The sequence below is a fragment of the Streptomyces sp. SD15 genome, assembly GCF_054462255.1.
Window position 1 is genome coordinate 212,830 of sequence record NZ_JBTLMO010000007.1, and the last position, 18,510, is coordinate 231,339.

Annotated in this window: 15 protein-coding genes, 1 tRNA gene and 1 pseudogene; 13 read left to right on the plus strand and 4 right to left on the minus strand. The window is 68.6% G+C overall.

Annotated features, from left to right (window positions below; all coding sequences use genetic code 11):
- Positions 1-514 precede the first annotated feature (514 nt).
- The 7 genes from ACX28W_RS09940 to ACX28W_RS09970 all read left to right on the plus strand — a co-directional run bounded on the left by ACX28W_RS09940 (position 515) and on the right by ACX28W_RS09970 (position 8,654).
- Positions 515-1,567, plus strand: a complete 1,053-nt coding sequence (locus ACX28W_RS09940) for an ABC transporter substrate-binding protein (RefSeq protein WP_458998466.1) — start codon at positions 515-517, stop codon at positions 1,565-1,567.
- A gap of 53 nt (positions 1,568-1,620) precedes the next feature.
- On the plus strand, positions 1,621-2,502 hold the full coding sequence (locus ACX28W_RS09945; RefSeq protein WP_458998468.1) for a siderophore-interacting protein: 882 nt from the start codon (positions 1,621-1,623) through the stop codon (positions 2,500-2,502).
- A 197-nt stretch (positions 2,503-2,699) separates the two neighbouring features.
- On the plus strand, positions 2,700-4,142 hold the full coding sequence (desA, locus tag ACX28W_RS09950; protein WP_458998470.1) for a lysine decarboxylase DesA: 1,443 nt from the start codon (positions 2,700-2,702) through the stop codon (positions 4,140-4,142).
- Positions 4,126-5,409 carry a lysine N(6)-hydroxylase/L-ornithine N(5)-oxygenase family protein gene (locus ACX28W_RS09955; protein ID WP_458998472.1) on the plus strand — a complete coding sequence of 428 codons (1,284 nt, stop codon included), beginning with the start codon at positions 4,126-4,128 and terminating at the stop codon, positions 5,407-5,409. The genes desA and ACX28W_RS09955 overlap by 17 nt, the downstream gene beginning before the upstream one ends.
- Positions 5,406-5,945, plus strand: a complete 540-nt coding sequence (locus ACX28W_RS09960; RefSeq protein WP_458998474.1) for a GNAT family N-acetyltransferase — start codon at positions 5,406-5,408, stop codon at positions 5,943-5,945. Before ACX28W_RS09955 ends, ACX28W_RS09960 begins: the two co-directional genes overlap by 4 nt.
- The gene (locus tag ACX28W_RS09965; RefSeq protein WP_458998476.1) at positions 5,942-7,714 is read left to right on the plus strand and encodes an IucA/IucC family protein; all 1,773 of its coding nucleotides are present in this window, start codon (positions 5,942-5,944) and stop codon (positions 7,712-7,714) included. Before ACX28W_RS09960 ends, ACX28W_RS09965 begins: the two co-directional genes overlap by 4 nt.
- Before the next feature lie 76 nt (positions 7,715-7,790).
- Complete coding sequence (locus tag ACX28W_RS09970) at positions 7,791-8,654, plus strand: DUF4429 domain-containing protein (RefSeq protein WP_458998478.1); 864 nt, start codon at positions 7,791-7,793, stop codon at positions 8,652-8,654.
- Between the two features lie 41 nt (positions 8,655-8,695).
- On the opposite strand, the gene ACX28W_RS09975 is transcribed toward ACX28W_RS09970, so the two are convergent.
- A complete protein-coding gene (locus ACX28W_RS09975) occupies positions 8,696-10,264 on the minus strand; it encodes a purple acid phosphatase family protein (protein ID WP_458998556.1) in 1,569 nt (522 codons plus the stop codon).
- Between the two features lie 164 nt (positions 10,265-10,428).
- On the opposite strand from ACX28W_RS09975, the gene ACX28W_RS09980 reads away from it, so the two are divergent.
- The gene (locus ACX28W_RS09980; protein WP_075029205.1) at positions 10,429-10,686 is read left to right on the plus strand and encodes a hypothetical protein; all 258 of its coding nucleotides are present in this window, start codon (positions 10,429-10,431) and stop codon (positions 10,684-10,686) included.
- 13 nt (positions 10,687-10,699) lie between these two features.
- Positions 10,700-12,517 (plus strand): glutamine--fructose-6-phosphate transaminase (isomerizing), encoded by a 1,818-nt coding sequence (gene glmS, locus ACX28W_RS09985; RefSeq protein ID WP_458998480.1) that lies wholly within the window; start codon positions 10,700-10,702, stop codon positions 12,515-12,517.
- A gap of 95 nt (positions 12,518-12,612) precedes the next feature.
- Here the strand turns inward: glmS and ACX28W_RS09990 are convergent, their stop codons facing one another.
- Both ACX28W_RS09990 and ACX28W_RS09995 read right to left on the minus strand, forming a co-directional pair.
- The gene (locus ACX28W_RS09990; protein WP_458998482.1) at positions 12,613-13,182 is read right to left on the minus strand and encodes a GPR1/FUN34/YaaH family transporter; all 570 of its coding nucleotides are present in this window, start codon (positions 13,180-13,182) and stop codon (positions 12,613-12,615) included.
- Between the two features lie 201 nt (positions 13,183-13,383).
- Positions 13,384-13,911, minus strand: a complete 528-nt coding sequence (locus tag ACX28W_RS09995; protein ID WP_458998484.1) for a universal stress protein — start codon at positions 13,909-13,911, stop codon at positions 13,384-13,386.
- 353 nt (positions 13,912-14,264) lie between these two features.
- Here ACX28W_RS09995 and ACX28W_RS10000 point away from each other — a divergent pair, with 353 nt between their 5' ends.
- The 4 genes from ACX28W_RS10000 to ACX28W_RS10015 all read left to right on the plus strand — a co-directional run bounded on the left by ACX28W_RS10000 (position 14,265) and on the right by ACX28W_RS10015 (position 17,223).
- Complete coding sequence (locus ACX28W_RS10000; RefSeq protein WP_458998486.1) at positions 14,265-14,690, plus strand: hypothetical protein; 426 nt, start codon at positions 14,265-14,267, stop codon at positions 14,688-14,690.
- 378 nt (positions 14,691-15,068) lie between these two features.
- Positions 15,069-16,310 carry a helix-turn-helix domain-containing protein gene (locus tag ACX28W_RS10005; RefSeq protein ID WP_458998488.1) on the plus strand — a complete coding sequence of 414 codons (1,242 nt, stop codon included), beginning with the start codon at positions 15,069-15,071 and terminating at the stop codon, positions 16,308-16,310.
- Between the two features lie 97 nt (positions 16,311-16,407).
- Positions 16,408-17,010, plus strand: a complete 603-nt coding sequence (gene orn / locus ACX28W_RS10010; protein ID WP_458998490.1) for an oligoribonuclease — start codon at positions 16,408-16,410, stop codon at positions 17,008-17,010.
- A 140-nt stretch (positions 17,011-17,150) separates the two neighbouring features.
- A tRNA-His gene (locus tag ACX28W_RS10015) sits at positions 17,151-17,223 on the plus strand.
- A 98-nt stretch (positions 17,224-17,321) separates the two neighbouring features.
- On the opposite strand, the pseudogene ACX28W_RS10020 reads toward ACX28W_RS10015, so the two are convergent.
- Positions 17,322-18,500, minus strand: a pseudogene (locus ACX28W_RS10020) (AAA family ATPase); the annotation flags it as partial.
- Positions 18,501-18,510: the final 10 nt, after the last annotated feature.

An 18,510-nucleotide genomic window follows, 5' to 3' on the forward strand; every position in this document is an offset into this window, starting at 1 on the left:
ACGCGGCCACGCCCCCCAGAAGCACACCACGCGATCTTCGCGCCCTCCATACGGGCGCCACGAAGCCCCACCCCAATTTCACGGCTTCCACTCCACTCACAAGATCCTTACAGGACACGCAGAGTTGAATTGCCGTTACTTGAATTGGTCAACCTTTAGCGACGCAGGCCACGCCTTTGCCTGCCGAATATGCCCTGACCTGCCCCGATAGACGCCCTGCAATTGTCTTGTTCGACTCCGGTCATGGCTGAAATCAGCAAAAGGCATGCAGAGTTGGGCCCACCCACGCGACTTCCAGGCCGCACGCAGGGCAGAGCGATGGCGCGCGTGAGGCACAACGGGCGCTGATCAAGCGCGAGTTGAGGCTCGATCCATCGCCCGAGCGGTCGCGCAGGCGGCCCGCAACTTCAGGCACACCGCACCCGCCACCTGGACAAATAATGAGGTTAGGCTAACCTACCTTCGAACTTGTCCCGCGGGCGGCGCTCCGCCCCGTGCCGAAAGCAGCCACACCATGTCGAACGCCAGAGCCACCCACCTCACCCGTCGCGGCATCCTCGCCGCCGGCGGCGCCCTCGGCCTCGGTGCCGTGCTCACTGCCTGCGGCGACGACAGCGACTCGAAAAGCGGTGGCTCGGACTCGACGAAGGCCGCCACCGCCAAGTCCGGCCCCTGGACCTTCAAGGACGACCGCGGCACGACCGCGAAGCTGGACAAGACCCCGGCGAACATCGTCGCCTTCACCGGTGTCGCCGCCGCGTTGTACGACTACGGCATCGAGGTCAAGGGCGTTTTCGGCCCGACCACGACCGCCGACGGCAAGGCCGATGTCCAGGCCGGCGACATGGACGTCAGCAAGCTGACGGTCCTCGGCAACGCCTGGGGCCAGTTCAACATCGAGAAGTACGCGGCCCTCGCGCCCGACGTGCTGCTCTCCACCATGTTCGACGACGCGGGCACCCTCTGGTACGTCCCCGAGGAGTCCAAGGACAAGATCCTCAAGCTCGCCCCGAGTGTCGGCATCTCCGTCTACGACCGCCAGATGCCCGAGTCGCTGCAGCGCATGCTCGCGCTCGCCGAGTCGCTCGGCGCCGACGTGAAGTCCGCCGAGATCGTCGAGGCGAAGAAGAAGTTCGAGACGGCTGCCGAGCGGCTCCGGGCAGCGGCCAAGGCCCGCCCGGAGATCAAGGTCCTCGCCGGCTCCGCGAGCCAGGACATCTTCTACGTCTCCGGTTCGAACTTCTCCATCGACCTGGAGTACTTCAAGGCGCTCGGCGTGAACCTCGTCGAGCCCTCCGCCAAGGCCCTGAAGGCCAGCGGCGGCTGGTTCGAGAACCTGAGCTGGGAGAACGTCGACAAGTACCCGGCCGACATCATCATCATGGACGACCGCAGCGCGACCATCCAGCCGGCCGACATCACCGAGGCCACCTGGAAGAAGCTGCCCGCCGTGAAGGCCGGCCAGGTCATCGCCCGCTCCCCCGAGCCGATCGTGTCGTACGACAAGTGCACCCCGCTCCTCGACAACCTCGCCGAGGCCATCGAGAACGCGAAGAAGGTCGCCTGACCCAGTCCCGGCCGGGACTGCCGGGATCCCCTGACGACAACTCAGGAGCACTCATGACGACGGCCGTAGCCGCCCCGTTCCGTTTCTTCTCCCTCCAGGTCGTACGGACGAGGCGGCTCGGCCCGTCGTTGGTCCGGATCACCTTCGCCGGTTCCGACCTGGCGGACTTCGCCTCCCACGGCCGGGACCAGAGCCTGTCCCTGTTCCTGCCGCACCCCGGCCAGACCGAACCTGCCGTCCCCTACGAACTGGGCGACGGCTGGTGGCAGGGCTGGCGGGAACTCCCGGACGACGTACGGGCGGTGATGCGCTCGTACACCCTGCGCGCCCTGCGACGCGACCCCGACGAGATCGACATCGACTTCGTGCTGCACGGTGTGGAGCCGAGCACGGGTTCCGAGGCCGAGACCGCCGCCGGTCCGGAGGCCGACACCCCCGCCGGCCCCGCGTCCCGGTGGGCCTCCCGCGCGGCGGCCGGTGACCGTGTCGTGCTGCTCGGCCCGGCGATCGCGGACAACCGGGCGATCCGCTTCCGCCCGCCCGCCGACACCGACCTGGTCGTCCTGTGGGCGGACGAGACCGCTCTGCCCGCCGCCTCCGCGATCCTCGAGTCACTGCCGGCCGGTACCCGCGCCCGGGCCTGGCTGGAGGTCCAGCACGCCGGGGACGTCCAGGAACTGGTCACCGCGGCCGACGCGGACATCACGTGGCTCGTACGCGACGACGGCTCCCCCATGGCCGTCGACGCCGTACGAGCCGCCCAGCTGCCCCTCGCCGAGAACCCGTACGCCTGGATCGCGGGCGAGTCCGGGTGCGTGAAGGAGATGCGCCGCCACCTGGTGCGCGAACGCGGCATCGACCGCCGCCGGGTCACCTTCGTCGGCTACTGGCGGCGCGGGCTGACGGAGGAACAGCTGCGGGAGCAGGGGGAGTAGTTCGAAGGGGCGGGGCGCCTCACGCCGGCTCAAACAGAGGCGTACGTCACTGAAGACACCAGAGGGACGGGGTCGCGAGATCGACTTAGGTTAGGCTAGCCTAAGTTGAAGATCGGGACCCCGTCCCTCTCCTCGTCCCGGCCGCCCCCACCCTGTCTCCCGTCCCGCTCGGACTCTCCCGCACGGAGGACCCCCACATGCGCTCGCACCTGCTCAATGACACGACCGCGGATCGGTACCGCCGATCCGTGACCGAAGGAGTCGAGCGGGTGGCGGCCAAACTCGCCACCACCGAGCACCCGTTCACAGGTGTCACGGTCGACGCTCTCGCCCCCCGCATCGAGCAGATCGACCTGGACCGCCCGCTGCACGACACCACCGCGGCCCTCGACGAGCTGGAAGAGGTCTACCTCCGGGACGCGATCTACTTCCACCACCCGCGCTACCTCGCACACCTCAACTGCCCGGTCGTCATCCCGGCGGTGCTCGGCGAGGCCATCCTCTCCGCCGTCAACTCCTCCCTGGACACCTGGGACCAGTCGGCCGGCGGCACCCTCATCGAGCGCAAGCTCATCGACTGGACCAACGAGCGCATCGGCCTCGGCCCGGCCGCCGACGGCGTGTTCACCAGCGGCGGCAGCCAGTCCAACCTCCAGGCACTGCTGCTCGCCCGCGAGGAGGCCAAGTCCGACAGCCTCGGCAAGCTGCGGATCTTCGCCTCCGAGGTCAGCCACTTCAGCGTCAAGAAGTCGGCCAAACTCCTCGGCCTGAGCGCCGATGCGGTGGTCTCGATCCCGGTCGACCACGACAAGCGGATGCAGACACTCGCCCTCGCGCACGAGCTCGAGCGGTGCAAGCGTGACGGCCTCGTCCCCATGGCCGTCGTCGCCACCGCCGGCACCACCGACTTCGGCTCCATCGACCCGCTGTCCGAAATAGCCGAACTATGCGCCCAGTTCGGCACATGGATGCATGTGGACGCGGCCTACGGCTGCGGGCTGCTCACCTCGCTGAAGAACCGGGACCGCATCGACGGCGTCGAGCGCGCCGACTCGGTCACCGTCGACTACCACAAGTCCTTCTTCCAGCCCGTGAGCTCCTCCGCCGTGCTGGTCCGCGACGCCGCGACACTCCGCCACGCGACCTACCACGCGGAGTACCTCAATCCGGTCCGCTCGGTGCAGGAACGTATCCCCAACCAGGTCGACAAGTCCCTGCAGACCACCCGCCGCTTCGACGCGCTCAAGCTGTGGATGACGCTGCGCGTGATGGGCGCCGACGGCATCGGCGAACTCTTCGACGAGGTCTGCGACCTGGCGGAGGAGGGCTGGAAACTGCTCGCCGCCGACCCGCGCTTCGACGTGGTCGTGGAGCCGTCCCTGTCCACCCTCGTCTTCCGCTTCATCCCGGCCCACGTCACCGACCCGGCCGAGATCGACCGCGCCAACCTGTACGCCCGCAAAGCCCTGTTCGCCTCCGGTGACGCCGTCGTCGCGGGCACCAAGGTGGGCGGCCGCCACTACCTCAAGTTCACCCTGCTCAACCCCGAGACCACGGTCGACGACATCGCCGCCGTACTCGATCTGATCGCCGGCCACGCCGAGCAGTACCTGGGAGAGTCCCTTGACCGCGCTTCCTGAATCCACGAACAAGACCTACGACTTCGTGGGGATCGGGCTCGGCCCCTTCAACCTCGGCCTCGCCTGCCTCACCGAGCCGATCGCCGAACTGGACGGAGTCTTCCTCGACTCCAAGCCCCACTTCGAGTGGCACTCGGGGATGTTCCTGGAGGGCGCGCACCTCCAGACCCCGTTCATGTCGGACCTGGTGACCCTCGCCGACCCGACCTCCCCGTACTCCTTCCTCAACTACCTGAAGGAATCGGGCCGTCTGTACTCGTTCTACATCCGCGAGAACTTCTACCCGCTCCGGGTCGAATACGACGACTACTGCCGCTGGGCCGCGTCGAAACTGAGCAGCGTCCGCTTCAGCACGACGGTCACCGAGGTGACGTACGAGGACGAGAACGAGGTGTACGTCGTTCGGACGGACGCCGGTGATCTCTACCGCGCCCGCCACCTCGTCCTCGGCACCGGAACGCCGCCGCACATCCCCGAGGCCTGCGCCGGTCTCGGCGGCGACTTCATCCACAACTCCCGCTATCTCCAGCACAAGCAGGAACTCCAGAGCAAGGAGTCGATCACTCTGGTCGGCAGCGGTCAGTCCGCCGCCGAGATCTACTACGACCTCCTGAGCGAGATCGACGTCCACGGCTACCGGCTGAACTGGGTCACACGCTCCCCGCGCTTCTTCCCGCTCGAGTACACCAAGCTCACGCTGGAGATGACCTCCCCGGAGTACATCGACTACTTCCACGCGCTGCCCGAGAAGACCCGCTACCGCCTTCAGACGGAGCAGAAGGGCCTGTTCAAGGGCATCGACGGGGAGCTGATCGACGCCATCTTCGACCTGCTCTACCAGAAGAACATCGGCGGCCCGGTCCCCACCCGACTGCTCACCAACTCCGCCCTGAACAGCGCGCGACACGAGAACGGCACCTACACCCTGGGCCTGCGCCAGGAGGAACAGGGCAAGGACTACGAGCTGCAGTCCGAGGGTCTGATCCTGGCCACCGGCTACAAGTACGCCGAGCCCGAGTTCCTCGAGCCGGTGCGCGACCGGCTGCGCTACGACTCCCACGGCAACTTCGACCTGGCCCGCAACTACGCCATCGACACCACGGGGCGCGGGATCTTCCTGCAGAACGCGGGCGTCCACACGCACTCGATCACGTCGCCGGACCTGGGCATGGGCGCGTACCGCAACGCGTCCATCATCCGTGAGCTGCTCGGCACCGAGTACTACCCGGTCGAGAAGACCATCGCGTTCCAGGAGTTCGCCGTATGAGCACCAGCTTCAGCATCCGCCCGCTCGACCCTCTCCGGGACGCCGAACTGCTGCACGGCTGGGTCACCCACCCGAAGGCCGCGTTCTGGATGATGCAGAACGCGCAACTCCAGGACGTCGAGCGCGAGTACATGGCCATCGCGGCCCACGAGCACCACGACGCGTTCCTCGGCCTGCTGGACGGCGAACCCGTCTTCCTGATGGAGCGCTACGACCCCCGGTATGTCGAACTGGTCGGCCTGTACGAGCCCGAGCCCGGCGATGTCGGCATGCACTTCCTGGTCGCGCCGACGGACACGCCCGTGCACGGTTTCACTCGGGCCGTGATCACCGCGGTGATGGAGGAATTGTTCGCCGACCCGGCGACGCGGCGTGTCGTCGTGGAACCCGACGTGAGCAACAAGGCCGTGCACGCGCTCAACGAGGCCGTCGGCTTCGTGCCCGAGCGCGAGATCGAGAAGCCGGAGAAGCGCGCGCTGCTGAGCTTCTGTACCCGGGAGCAGTTCGCAGCAGCGGTACGAGGAGTAGCCGTATGACCCTGTCCGACGCCGTGGCTCACCTCTCCCCCGATCGCTGGGCGCAGGCCAACCGCCTCCTGATCCGCAAGGCCCTCGCCGAGTTCGCCCACGAGCGGCTGATCACCCCGGAGGCGCGGGAGGACGGCGAGTACGTCATCCGCAGCGACGACGGCCTCACCCGCTACCACTTCACCGCCGTCCGCCGCTCGCTCGACCACTGGCAGGTCGACGCCGAGTCGATCACCCGGCACCGCGACGGCGCCGAACTCCCGCTTGCCGCGCTCGAATTCTTCATCGAGCTGAAGAATTCGCTCGGCCTGAGCGACGAGGTACTGCCCGTCTATCTGGAGGAGATCTCCTCCACTGTCTCGGGCACCTGTTTCAAGCTCACCAAGCCGCAGATCCCGTCCGCCGAACTCGTGAAAAGCGGCTTCCAGGCCATCGAGACCGGTATGACCGAGGGCCACCCCTGCTTCGTCGCCAACAACGGACGGCTCGGCTTCGGCATCCACGAGTACCTGTCGTACGCGCCGGAGACCGCGAGCCCGGTCCGGCTGGTGTGGCTGGCCGCGCACCGCTCCCGGGCTGCCTTCACGGCGGGTGTGGGCATCGAGTACGAGTCCTTCGTACGCGCGGAGCTGGGCGCGGAGACGGTCGAGCGGTTCGCCGGGAAACTCACCGACCAGGGCCTCGACCCCGACGACTACCTCCTGATCCCCGTCCACCCCTGGCAGTGGTGGAACAAGCTCTCCGTGACCTTCGCGGCCGAGGTCGCCGAGCGCCGTCTGGTCTGCCTCGGCGAGGGCGACGACGAGTATCTGGCCCAGCAGTCGATCCGGACGTTCTTCAACAAGAGCGCCCCCGACAAGCACTACGTCAAGACGGCGCTGTCCGTCCTCAACATGGGCTTCATGCGCGGGCTTTCGGCCGCCTACATGGAGGCGACCCCGGCGATCAACGACTGGCTGGCCCAGCTCGTCGAGAACGACCCGGTGCTCAAGTCCACCGGACTGTCGGTCATCCGTGAACGCGCGGCGGTCGGCTACCGCCACCTGGAGTACGAGGCCGCGACGGACCGCTACTCCCCGTACCGCAAAATGCTCGCCGCCCTGTGGCGCGAGAGCCCGGTCGCCACACTCCAGGAGGGCGAGTCGCTGGCCACCATGGCCTCCCTGGTCCATGTCGACCACCAGGGCGCGTCCTTCGCCGGCGCGCTGATCGAGCAGTCGGGACTGGCTCCGGTGGAGTGGCTGCGCCGCTACCTCCACGCCTACTTCACGCCCTTGCTGCACAGCTTCTACGCCTACGACCTCGTCTACATGCCGCACGGCGAGAACGTCATTCTCGTCCTCAAGGACGGGGCCGTGCGGCGCGCGATCTACAAGGACATCGCCGAGGAGATCGCCGTCATGGACCCGCAGGCGGTACTGCCGCCCGCGGTCGAGCGGATCCGCGTCGAGGTCCCCGAGGACAAAAAACTCCTGTCCATCTTCACCGACGTCTTCGACTGCTTCTTCCGCTTCCTGGCGGCGAACCTCGCGGCCGAGGGCATCCTCGACGAGGACGACTTCTGGCGGACGGTCGCCGAGTCGGTGCGCGAGTACCAGGAGTCGACGCCCGAACTCGCCGACAAATTCCGGCAGTACGACATGTTCGCGCCCGAGTTCTCCCTGTCCTGCCTCAACCGCCTCCAACTGCGCAACAACAAGCAGATGGTGGACCTGGCGGACCCGTCCGGCGCGCTCCAGCTCGTCGGCAAGCTGAAGAACCCGATCGCGGGGCGGTAACAGCCCTCCCCTCACGTGCGGGCGCCCTGGAGCACGGTCCCTCCAGGGCGCGCGTACCGGATGCCAGAATCGCTGTATGGCGGAAATCATCCAGAAGGACGGAACCTGGACCTTCGACGGCGACGCGCTGCGGCTGACCCCCGGGCGCGACAAGAATGTGAGCCTGCTCCGCAAGAATTTGGGTGAACTGACCGTCCCGCTGGGTGCGTTGGCGGGAATCTCCTTCGAGCAGGGCAAGAAGGCCGGGCGGCTGCGGCTGAGGCTGCGCGACGGCGCCGATCCACTGCTCCAGGCCACCGGCGGCAAGCTCACCGAGCCGAACGACCCTTACCAACTCACCGTCGAGTCCAACCGCTACGGAGTCGCCGAGTACGTCGTGGACGAGGTCCGGGACGCGCTGCTCCTCGACCAGGTCCCGACCGGCCCCGCCGACGGCTATCTGCTCCCCGGTCCCTCCGTACCGCTGTCCGCCGCCGCCGGCGACGGCACCGCGAGCTTCGACGGGGAGCGCGTCCGCCTGGAGTGGAACTGGAAGACGGAGGACGCGAAGGCCGCCGCCGGGTCCCGTGACCTCGCCCTCTCCGGCATCACGGCCGTCGAGTGGCACCCCGCGGTCGGCCTGGAGAACGGCTACCTCCGCTTCATCGTCCGCGGCGCCGAGACCAAGGCCCCGCCGAAGTACGACCCCCACTCCGTGGAACTCTGGGGATTCAAGAAGGACCCGCTGATGGCACTGGTCGCGGCGGCGGTACAGGCACGCCTCCCCCACCCGACCGCCCAGCCCGCGGTAACGGACGAACCGCCAAAAAAGGAACTCCCCCCGACCGACCACGACGCCCTGCTTCGCCGCCTGCGCGAACTGGGCGATCTGCACCAGTCGGGGGTCCTGACGGAGGAGGAGTTCGCCATGGCCAAGCAGGCGGTCCTCAAGCGGATGTAGAGACCAGCTTGAGAACCGCCCGCGCCCCCACCGACCCGCAGTTAACGAACCCGCCGAGCCACAGTGAAGTGATCCACCGTCCCCCCGGCCTCGGCGATCCCCGTCACCTTCAACGTCGCCAACCGCCCCTTGGCCGCCGGCGTCACATCCACCCGCAGGAACGAGTAGTTCAGATACCGCACCCGGGACCAGGCGACCGTCTCGTTCTGCTTCGCCCCGTCCTTGAGGCACACATACGACGACACCGCCTCGTCGTCCTTCTCATGCCCCTCGTACGACTGGTCCGCACTGAACGCGTACAGACTCCGCCCCGCCGCCCCCGCCGTCACATACACCACACCATCCGTCTCGGGGTACGCCGTACCCCCGATCGGCAGCTTCTTGGCGACCTCGCCCGCCTTGATGACGTCGGTGCGCTCGTAGACGTGGTTGTGACCGTTGATGACAAGGTCGACGGTGTACTTCTCGAACAGCGGCACCCACTCCTGCCGCACGCCCCCCTCCGAGGCGTGCGCGGTGGAGGTGCAGTACGAGCAATGGTGGAAGAAGACGACGACGAAGTCGATGCCCTTGGCCGCCCGGTACTTCTTGAGCTGCGCCTCCAGCCATGTCGTCTGGGTACCACCCGAAATGCCGAGGTTCGCCGGAATCTCGAAGGACACGTCGTTGGCGTCCAACGAGATGATCGCCGTGTTGCCGTGCACGAAGGAGTACACGCCGGGCAGGTTCGCCTTGTCGGGCCCGTTCTCCGGCAGCTGCCAGCGGGCCTCCTCGCCGCCGTAGCCGTTGGGCGAGTACCAGGCCTCCATGTCGTGGTTGCCGTACGAGACCATCCACGGCACCTGCTTGGCGACCGACTCGGTCTGCGCGAGGAACTGGTCCCAGACGCGCGAGTCGAAGCCGGCGTCGGCACTCTTGCCCTGGCCCGCCGGGTCCGCGTACGCGATGTCGCCGGCGTGCAGGTGGAAGGCCGGGTTCTGGGCGAGGATCAGACTGTCGTTGGCGAGGCCGTGGTAGCTGACGCCCTGGTCGCCGAAGGCGGTGAAGGTGAACGGCTCGGCGCGGTCGGGCGCGGTGGTGAAGGTGCCGAGGGTGCCCGCGAGGTGTGCGGCCGCCGGGTCGAAGCCGTCGTGGCCGACGCCGTAGTAGTACGTCCTGCCGGGGCGCAGGTGAGTGAGCCTGGCGTGCAGGTAGTACTGCGTGTGGTCGCCGCTCGCGCCGACGCCGGCCGGCGTGTACAGCGTCCGGACCTCGGCCTCGATCTTGCGGGAGAGGTCCCAGGGGTGGGCGCCGATGCGGAGGTACGGCTTGCCGACCGCGACCGGGACCTGCCAGGAGACGGTCATCTCGGTGCACGGGTCGCCGCCGTAGGCGAGGTGGCGGCCGAAGGGGGCGACGAGCGCGCCGTCGACCTTCTCCGTGCTGTTCTGCGTGCGCTGGGTGGGAACCGCGGCCTGTGCGGTGGCGCCCGGTACGAAGGCACCGCCGGCGACGGCGCCCACGGTGACGGCGCCGCCTCTGATCATGGTGCGCCGCGAAAAACGGGCGCGGAGGTACTCGTGCTGCTCGGCCATGCTCATCCGCTCGGCGAGCTTCTCCGGTACGCCCATACGTGGAATGTCCATGGCCCCAGAAGTTGCTCCCGGCAATCAACAACACGCAGGCCACAGGATGGACAGCTCACAAACAGCCGTCCATAAGAGTTTCAACAGACACGTGCCCGAAATCGGGCAGGATTCTTGCGATTGCCGGCGCTTTACCTCAGGATCAACGCGTGCACGACGAACTTGTTGATCATCTGACGCGCTCCACGCCCCTGAACCGGGGCGAGGCGCTGCGGGTGGTCCAGGACGTGCTCGCCTACTTCGACGAGACGACCGAGGACTACGTCCGTCGCCGCCACCGCGAGCTCCAGGCCCAGGGCCTGGTCAACGCGACGATCTTCGAACGGATCGAGGCGGACCTGAAATACCGCGCGGTCGCGCCGCCGGAGCTCACGCTCAGGCAGCTGCGCCGCATCGTCTACGGCTGAGGAATCTCTCTGTATGTGTGGAATCGTCGGATACATCGGCAGGCGTGACGTGGCGCCGCTGCTGCTCGAAGGCCTGCAGCGCCTGGAGTACCGCGGCTACGACTCGGCGGGCATCGTCGTGACGACCCCGAAGACGGCCGGCCTGAAGATGGTCAAGGCCAAGGGCCGGGTCCGTGACCTGGAGGCCAAGGTCCCCGCGCGCTTCAAGGGCACCACCGGCATCGCCCACACCCGCTGGGCCACCCACGGCGCCCCGTCCGACGTGAACGCCCACCCGCACATGTCGGCCGACAACAAGGTCGCGGTCGTCCACAACGGCATCATCGACAACGCCTCCGACCTGCGCAAGAAGCTCGAGGCCGACGGCGTCGAGTTCCTCTCCGAGACCGACACCGAGGTCCTCACCCACCTCATCGCCCGCTCCCAGCAGGAGAAGCTCGAGGACAAGGTCCGCGACGCGATCCGGGTGATCGAGGGCACGTACGGCATCGCCGTCCTGCACGCGGACTTCCCCGAGCGCATCGTGGTGGCCCGCAACGGCTCCCCGGTCGTCCTGGGCATCGGCGAGAAGGAGATGTTCGTCGCCTCGGACATCGCCGCGCTGGTCACCCACACGCGGCAGATAGTGACTCTGGACGACGGCGAGATGGCCACCCTCAAGGCCGACGACTTCCGTACGTACACCACCGAGGGCACCCGTACGACGTCCGAGCCGACCACCGTGGAGTGGGAGGCCGCGTCGTACGACATGGGTGGCCACGACACGTACATGCACAAGGAGATCCACGAGCAGGCCGACGCCGTGGACCGCGTTCTGCGCGGCCGCATCGACGACCGGTTCTCCACCGTGCACCTGGGCGGCCTGAACCTGGACGCCCGCGAGGCGCGCCAGATCCGCCGCGTGAAGATCCTCGGCTGCGGCACCTCCTACCACGCGGGCATGATCGGCGCCCAGATGATCGAGGAGCTGGCCCGCATCCCCGCGGACGCCGAGCCCGCCTCCGAGTTCCGCTACCGCAACGCCGTCGTCGACCCCGACACGCTGTACGTCGCGGTCTCCCAGTCCGGTGAGACGTACGACGTACTGGCCGCCGTCCAGGAGCTGAAGCGCAAGGGCGCGCGAGTGCTGGGTGTGGTCAATGTCGTCGGCTCGGCGATCGCCCGCGAGGCGGACGGCGGCATGTACGTCCACGCCGGTCCCGAGGTCTGCGTCGTCTCGACGAAGTGCTTCACCAACACGACCGTCGCCTTCGCGCTCCTCGCCCTGCACCTGGGCCGTACCCGCGACCTGTCGGTCCGCGACGGCAAGCGGATCATCGACGGCCTGCGCAAGCTGCCCGCGCAGATCTCCGAGATCCTCGAGCAGGAGGACGAGATCAAGAAGCTGGCCGCGGAGTACGCCGAGGCCCGCTCGATGCTCTTCATCGGTCGCGTCCGGGGCTACCCGGTGGCCCGTGAGGCCTCGCTGAAGCTCAAGGAGGTCTCGTACATCCACGCCGAGGCGTACCCCGCCTCCGAGCTCAAGCACGGCCCGCTGGCGCTCATCGAGCCCGCGCTGCCGACGGTCGCGATCGTCCCCGACGACGACCTCCTGGAGAAGAACCGCGCCGCCCTGGAGGAGATCAAGGCCCGCAGCGGCAAGATCCTCGCGGTGGCGCACCAGCAGCAGGAGAAGGCCGACCAGACGATCATCGTCCCGAAGAACGAGGACGAGCTGGACCCGATCCTGATGGGCATCCCGCTGCAACTCCTCGCCTACCACACGGCGTTGGCCCTGGGCCGGGACATCGACAAGCCGCGCAACCTCGCCAAGTCCGTGACCGTGGAGTAAAACCGACGAGAGCGACCCCCTGTGTGAGCCACCTTCACACAGGGGGTCGTTCTTTCAAGGGCCAGGGCCGCCCAATACCCCGGCCCGCGCCAGGCTCAGCCGGTGGCCGTCACCCCCCGGCCGGCGGCGCGTCGGGGCAGTGTGGTGGGCCACTTGGCGAGCGCCGCCGTGGCTCCGTACCAGGCCAGCAGACCGCCGGCCGCCGCGAACCAGCCGCCCGCCTTGGCGAGCGAGCCGCTGTCGCCGAACTCGCCGATGGCCAGCAGGAGCAGGGACACGAAGAGCAGCGCGTACGTCCCGCGGACGAGCACGGAGGCGCCACTCGCCCCGGCGGTGAGGCTGAGCGCGACGAGCGCGAACAGGAGCAGGAACAGACCGGTCGCGTTGGCGGAGGCCTGCGCGTCGGCCGTGACGCCCCAGGTGAACCAGAGCGCGCCGAGTGCGGTGAAGGCCGTACCGGTGAAGGCGTCATGGTCGCGGAAGGCGAACAGGCCGGCGACGAAGAGCGCGATGCCACCGACATAGGTGGCGAGGGAGACGGAGTCGGCTGCTGTCACGCCGTCGATCACCTGGGTGTGACCGAGGCCGAAGAGCAACAGGGTGAGTCCGAGCGCGAGTTGGCCGAGGGTCGAGGTGGTGCTTCCCGCGGAGACGTCATTGTCCACGGCGGGCTCCCTTCATGCATGTGCAGTTGTGCTGCGTGGTACCGGCCGTGCGGTTGGTCCGGTGACCGGTATGTACCCTTCACAAGGGCACAAACCACCTCTACGCACGAGTAGATTTATGCCGAGTTCGGCACCCGTCAAAGGGAGTTGACGAACCGCCAGGGACTCCGTCCCGCTCATCTCACCTGGGACAAGGGCGAGTTACGGAATGACAACCACCGGGCGCCGCGCGCGCTTCGCCAGCCGTCCGGCGACCGAGCCGAAGATGCGGCCGACGATGCCGTGCGTGGAGCCGACGACGATCGCGTCCGCCTCGTACTCCCGTCCCACCTCTTCGAGTTCGTGGCAGATGTCGCCGCCGCGCTCGACAAGGATCCACGGCACCTCGGCGAGGTATTCCGCGCAGGCGAGCTCGAGTCCGAGCACCTCGGTGCGATGGTCGGGCACGTCGACGAAGACCGGTGGCTCACAGCCCGCCCACACCGTGGTGGGCAGCCGGTTGGCGACGTGCACGATGATCAGGCCCGAGCCGGAGCGGTGGGCCATGCCGATCGCGTACGCGAGGGCGCGCTCGCTGGACGTCGAGCCGTCGAAACCGACGACGACGCCATGCTTGAAGGCGGGATCGCAGGACTGGCGGAGTTCTTCCGCCGCCAGGGGCTCGGCCGCCGTGGGATCGGCGAGCGGGCGCTTGCGGTCTGCGGGATCGAAGAATTCGTGACCGGCCATGGGTATCTCGGCGTTTAGATCCTCGTGGTGGGACGACAACGTGCGGCAGAGCTGTGTCCGGGAATCATCTTCCCAACCCCATACCCCCAAGGGTACGGCGGCACGCCTCCTCTGCCCAGATCCCGCGCGCACTACGCGGCGTTCCCCGGAGCATGCATGAGAGGCGCCCGTAACGCAATGGTTGCTGCCCCGTACAGGCGGTTTGCACAGGGTTCACCCAGGAGCGATACCCACCGGGGCCACCCGTGGCCGGACAGTGACCGAGCGGTGACCGGGCAGTGACCGGCGGGTCGAACACGCGTTGAACCGGTGAGCCACCGCCATGGGAGTACTGGAGTACTAGGGAGCAGACCGTGCCCGGACCAGAGACCGCGTCCCGCCCCTCCCCCGGAGCGCGCCCCGCATCGCCCCCCGCGCCGGACACGGCGAGCGATGTGGTGCGCTGGGCGGCGTTCAGTTGTGTACTGGTCCCCGTCGTCCTCGTCTGGTTCGGCACCTCGCTCGCCGGGGCGGCCGGCACGGCGCTGGGCCTGGCGGCCGTGACCGGGGTCTGCCGGGTGCTGCTGAGGAAGTCCGAGCGGGGCGCGGCGCAGCTGCTCGCCGAGGAGCGGGCCCCACAGCGATCGCGGCACGGCACGCACGATGTGGCCGACTCGCACATCATGAGCGGCTTGCAGGGCAGAAGCGGCTTGCAGGGCAGGAGCGGCTTGCCAGGCAGGAGCGGCTCGGGGGCGCACAGGGGCGGGCGTCACGGCGAGGGAAAGAAGCCGGTCGACTGACCGGTTTCCGCGCACGCCCCCGCTTCTTTTCAGCCAACTTCGGCCTCCCGTGCATCCCTTGCTCGAACGACCCCCCAACCCGCGTCCGACCTGCGCGGAAAGGGCCCTGGAGGGCGCGCGCACCCTATGGGGATTGGCCACTGACACGAGGCGCACTTCCCTGCACGGCCCGCGAGTGCAACGCTTCGTGATCGAATGCTTCACGCCAAGTTGCCATGTCGACATTCTGTCGAATGCCGAACTGGTCACCTTGGCGCCACGGGACACAGTAGATTCGATCTTGACTGTCTTACGGCGGGGGACTCGTGCAGGACCGAGGGGAAACGTGCAGGAGCGACACAACCGAGGAGCCGCGACCACCGAGGGGGGCTTAGCAGTATGAGCCACGACTCCACTGCCGCGCCGGAAGCCGCTGCCCGGAAACTTTCCGGGCGACGCCGCAAGGAGATCGTCGCGGTGCTGCTGTTCAGCGGCGGCCCCATCTTCGAGAGTTCCATACCGCTGTCGGTGTTCGGGATTGACCGCCAGGACGCCGGCGTGCCGCGCTACCGACTACTGGTGTGCGGCGGCGAGGAAGGCCCACTGCGGACCACAGGGGGCCTGGAACTCACCGCGCCGCATGGCCTGGAGGCGATCTCGCGGGCGGGCACCGTCGTGGTGCCGGCCTGGCGGTCGATCACCTCCCCGCCACCGGGAGACGCGCTCGACGCGCTGCGCCGGGCGCACGAAGAGGGTGCCCGCATAGTCGGACTGTGCACCGGCGCCTTTGTGCTGGCCGCCGCCGGACTGCTGGACAGCCGTCCCGCGACCACCCACTGGATGTACGCACCGACGCTGGCCAAGCGCTACCCGTCGGTCCACGTCGATCCACGCGAGCTGTTCGTGGACGACGGCGACGTCCTCACATCAGCGGGCACCGCGGCCGGAATCGATCTCTGTCTCCACATCGTGCGGACGGACCACGGCAACGAGGCGGCCGGCGCGCTGGCCCGCCGGCTTGTCGTGCCCCCGCGTCGAAGCGGCGGCCAGGAGCGCTATCTCGATCGATCTTTACCGGAGGAGATCGGCGCCGACCCCCTCGCGGAGGTCGTCGCCTGGGCGCTGGAGCACCTCCACGAGCAGTTCGACGTCGAGACGCTGGCGGCACGCGCGTACATGAGCCGCCGCACCTTCGACCGCCGCTTCCGCTCGCTCACGGGAAGTGCTCCCCTGCAGTGGCTGATCACTCAGCGCGTGCTGCAGGCGCAGCGACTGCTCGAGACCTCCGACTACTCGGTCGACGAGGTCGCGGGCCGTTGCGGCTTCCGCTCGCCGGTCGCGCTGCGGGGTCACTTCCGGCGCCAGCTGGGCTCGTCCCCGGCCGCGTACCGGGCGGCGTACCGGGCGCGCAGGCCGCAGTCCGACCGGTCGTCGGACGTGGACAGCGCGCCGGGCCAGGCCGGAGGGCCACCGGCGCCGATCCAGGAGAACCCGGTGCCGATGCAGACCCGCCGTACGGCGGCCGCCAGCGCCCTGGGCCCGTCCACGTCGCTGTCGACGGCGACGGATCATGGCAAGTCGGGCGCGGACCTGTACGCGGCGGGGCGGCCGAGCCTGCCGGGGCAGCGCAGCGCGCCGTAACTCGAGGTACCGCCCGGACGGCGGCCTGGGACTTCCACGTCCCGGGCCGCCGTCCCACATCTGCCCGTGCGCCGGAGTGCGCCGTAGGGTAAGGCTCATGAACGATCGCATGGTGTGGATCGACTGCGAGATGACCGGGCTCTCGCTGTCGGAGGACGCACTCATCGAGGTGGCCGCGCTGGTCACCGACTCGGAGCTGAACGTACTCGGTGAAGGGGTGGACATCGTGATCCGCCCGCCGGACGCCGCGCTGGAGACGATGCCGGACGTGGTGCGCCAGATGCACACGGCCTCCGGCCTCCTCTCCGAGCTGGCCGCGGGCACGACATTGGCGGACGCCGAGGAGCAGGTCCTCTCCTACGTACGTGAGCACGTCAAGGAGCCCGGCAAGGCGCCGCTGTGCGGAAACTCGGTCGGTACGGACCGGGGCTTCCTGCTGCGCGACATGCCCACGCTGGAGGACTACCTCCACTACCGCATCGTGGACGTCTCCTCCATCAAGGAGCTGGCCCGCCGCTGGTACCCCCGGGCGTACTTCAACAGCCCGGCGAAGAACGGCAACCATCGCGCCCTGGCCGACATCCGCGATTCCATCGTGGAGCTGCGCTACTACCGCGAGGCGATCTTCGTTCCGCAGCCCGGCCCCGACTCGGACACCGCCCGCACCATCGCCGCGAAGCACGTCCTGCCCACGGAATGAGCCTTGCGGGAGCCTTGCGACGAGCCGCGTCCGGGGGCCTGCCGGACCCCTGACGGGCGCCGCGTAAAGGCGGGCGCGAGCACCCCTTTGGACCCTGTACACTTTTTCTCGGCCGGTCAGGGAAACCAAGACCGGACGTGGTGGGTGTAGCTCAGCTGGTAGAGCACCTGGTTGTGGTCCAGGATGTCGCGGGTTCAAGTCCCGTCACTCACCCTGTGAGAGGAAGCCCCTCACCTGCGCGAATGCAGGTGAGGGGCTTTTTCGTGGCCCGGCTTGGCCAAACGGCGGCCGAACGCGGCCGGATTTTCGATCTACCTCTCATCTTGGCCGGTGCTCCGCCCTTCAGCGGGGGTGAAGGCCATCCTTGGCCCAGCCACCGCGGTGGCCGGCTGGGGGAGGTCCTGGGTTTCGAGGGCCATGAGCTGGTCCGCGGTGGGGTCGGCCAGTTCCGCGACGCGCTGCGCCTGACGTTCGGTCATCTCCTGGAAGATCTGCCGCGCCGAGCGGCCGTTGCCGAAGCCCTCGCCGCGCGGCATGTGCGTGAAGAGGAGCGACAGCTCGTCGCGGGCGGCGGGGGTGAGCGCGTACTGGTGCTCCTCGGCCTGGTGCTCGACGATCGACACCAGCTCGGCGGCGCCGTAGTCCTCGAAGAGCAGGGTGCGGCCGAAGCGGGAGGCGAGGCCCGGGTTGGAGCTGATGAAGCGGTCCATGTCGGCCGGGTAGCCGGCGGCGATGACGACCACGTCGTCCCGGTGGTCCTCCATCAGCTTGACCAGGGTCGCCACGGACTCCGTGCCGAAGTCGTTGCCTGCGGCGAGCGGGGCCAGGCTGTACGCCTCGTCGATGAAGAGCACGCCGCCCAAGGACCGGTTGAACGCGGCGGTGGTCTTCGGGCCGGTGTGGCCCACGTACTCGCCGACGAGGGCCGTGCGGTCGACCTCGACCAGGTGGCCGTCGCGCAGCAGTCCCAGGGCCTTGAGGATCCTGCCGTACAGCCGGGCCACGGTGGTCTTGCCGGTTCCGGGGTTCCCCGCGAAGACCAGGTGGCGGCTGAGCGGCGGGGCGGGCAGACCGGCCTCCTCGCGGCGCCGGACCGTCTGCATCAGCTTCACCAGCGAACCGACGTCGTGCTTGACGCGGTCGAGACCGACGAGGGCGTTCAGCTCGCCGAGCAGGTCGTCCAGGTGTTCCTCGGGCGCCTCCTGGTCGTCGGCGGCCCCGTCCGGGCGCGGTGCCGGGGCGTGGGCGCCCGGCCCCCCGGAGGCGGCGGCCGCGGCCGATGCCGGCGCGCCGAGCGTCAGGGGAGTGCCGTCGACCGTGCAGTCCTCGAGTTCCGGGACCGCGCCCTCGTCCAGCCCGAGCGCGTCCGCGCACTCCCTGATCCGGCAGTTCCGAAGCGTCGGGTCGGCGGACGCTCCGACGTGCAGCGCGGGAAAGCCGGAACCGGTCACCTCCAGCGAGGTGAAGGTGCCGCCCGCGCCCTCGGCGAGGTCGCGGCAC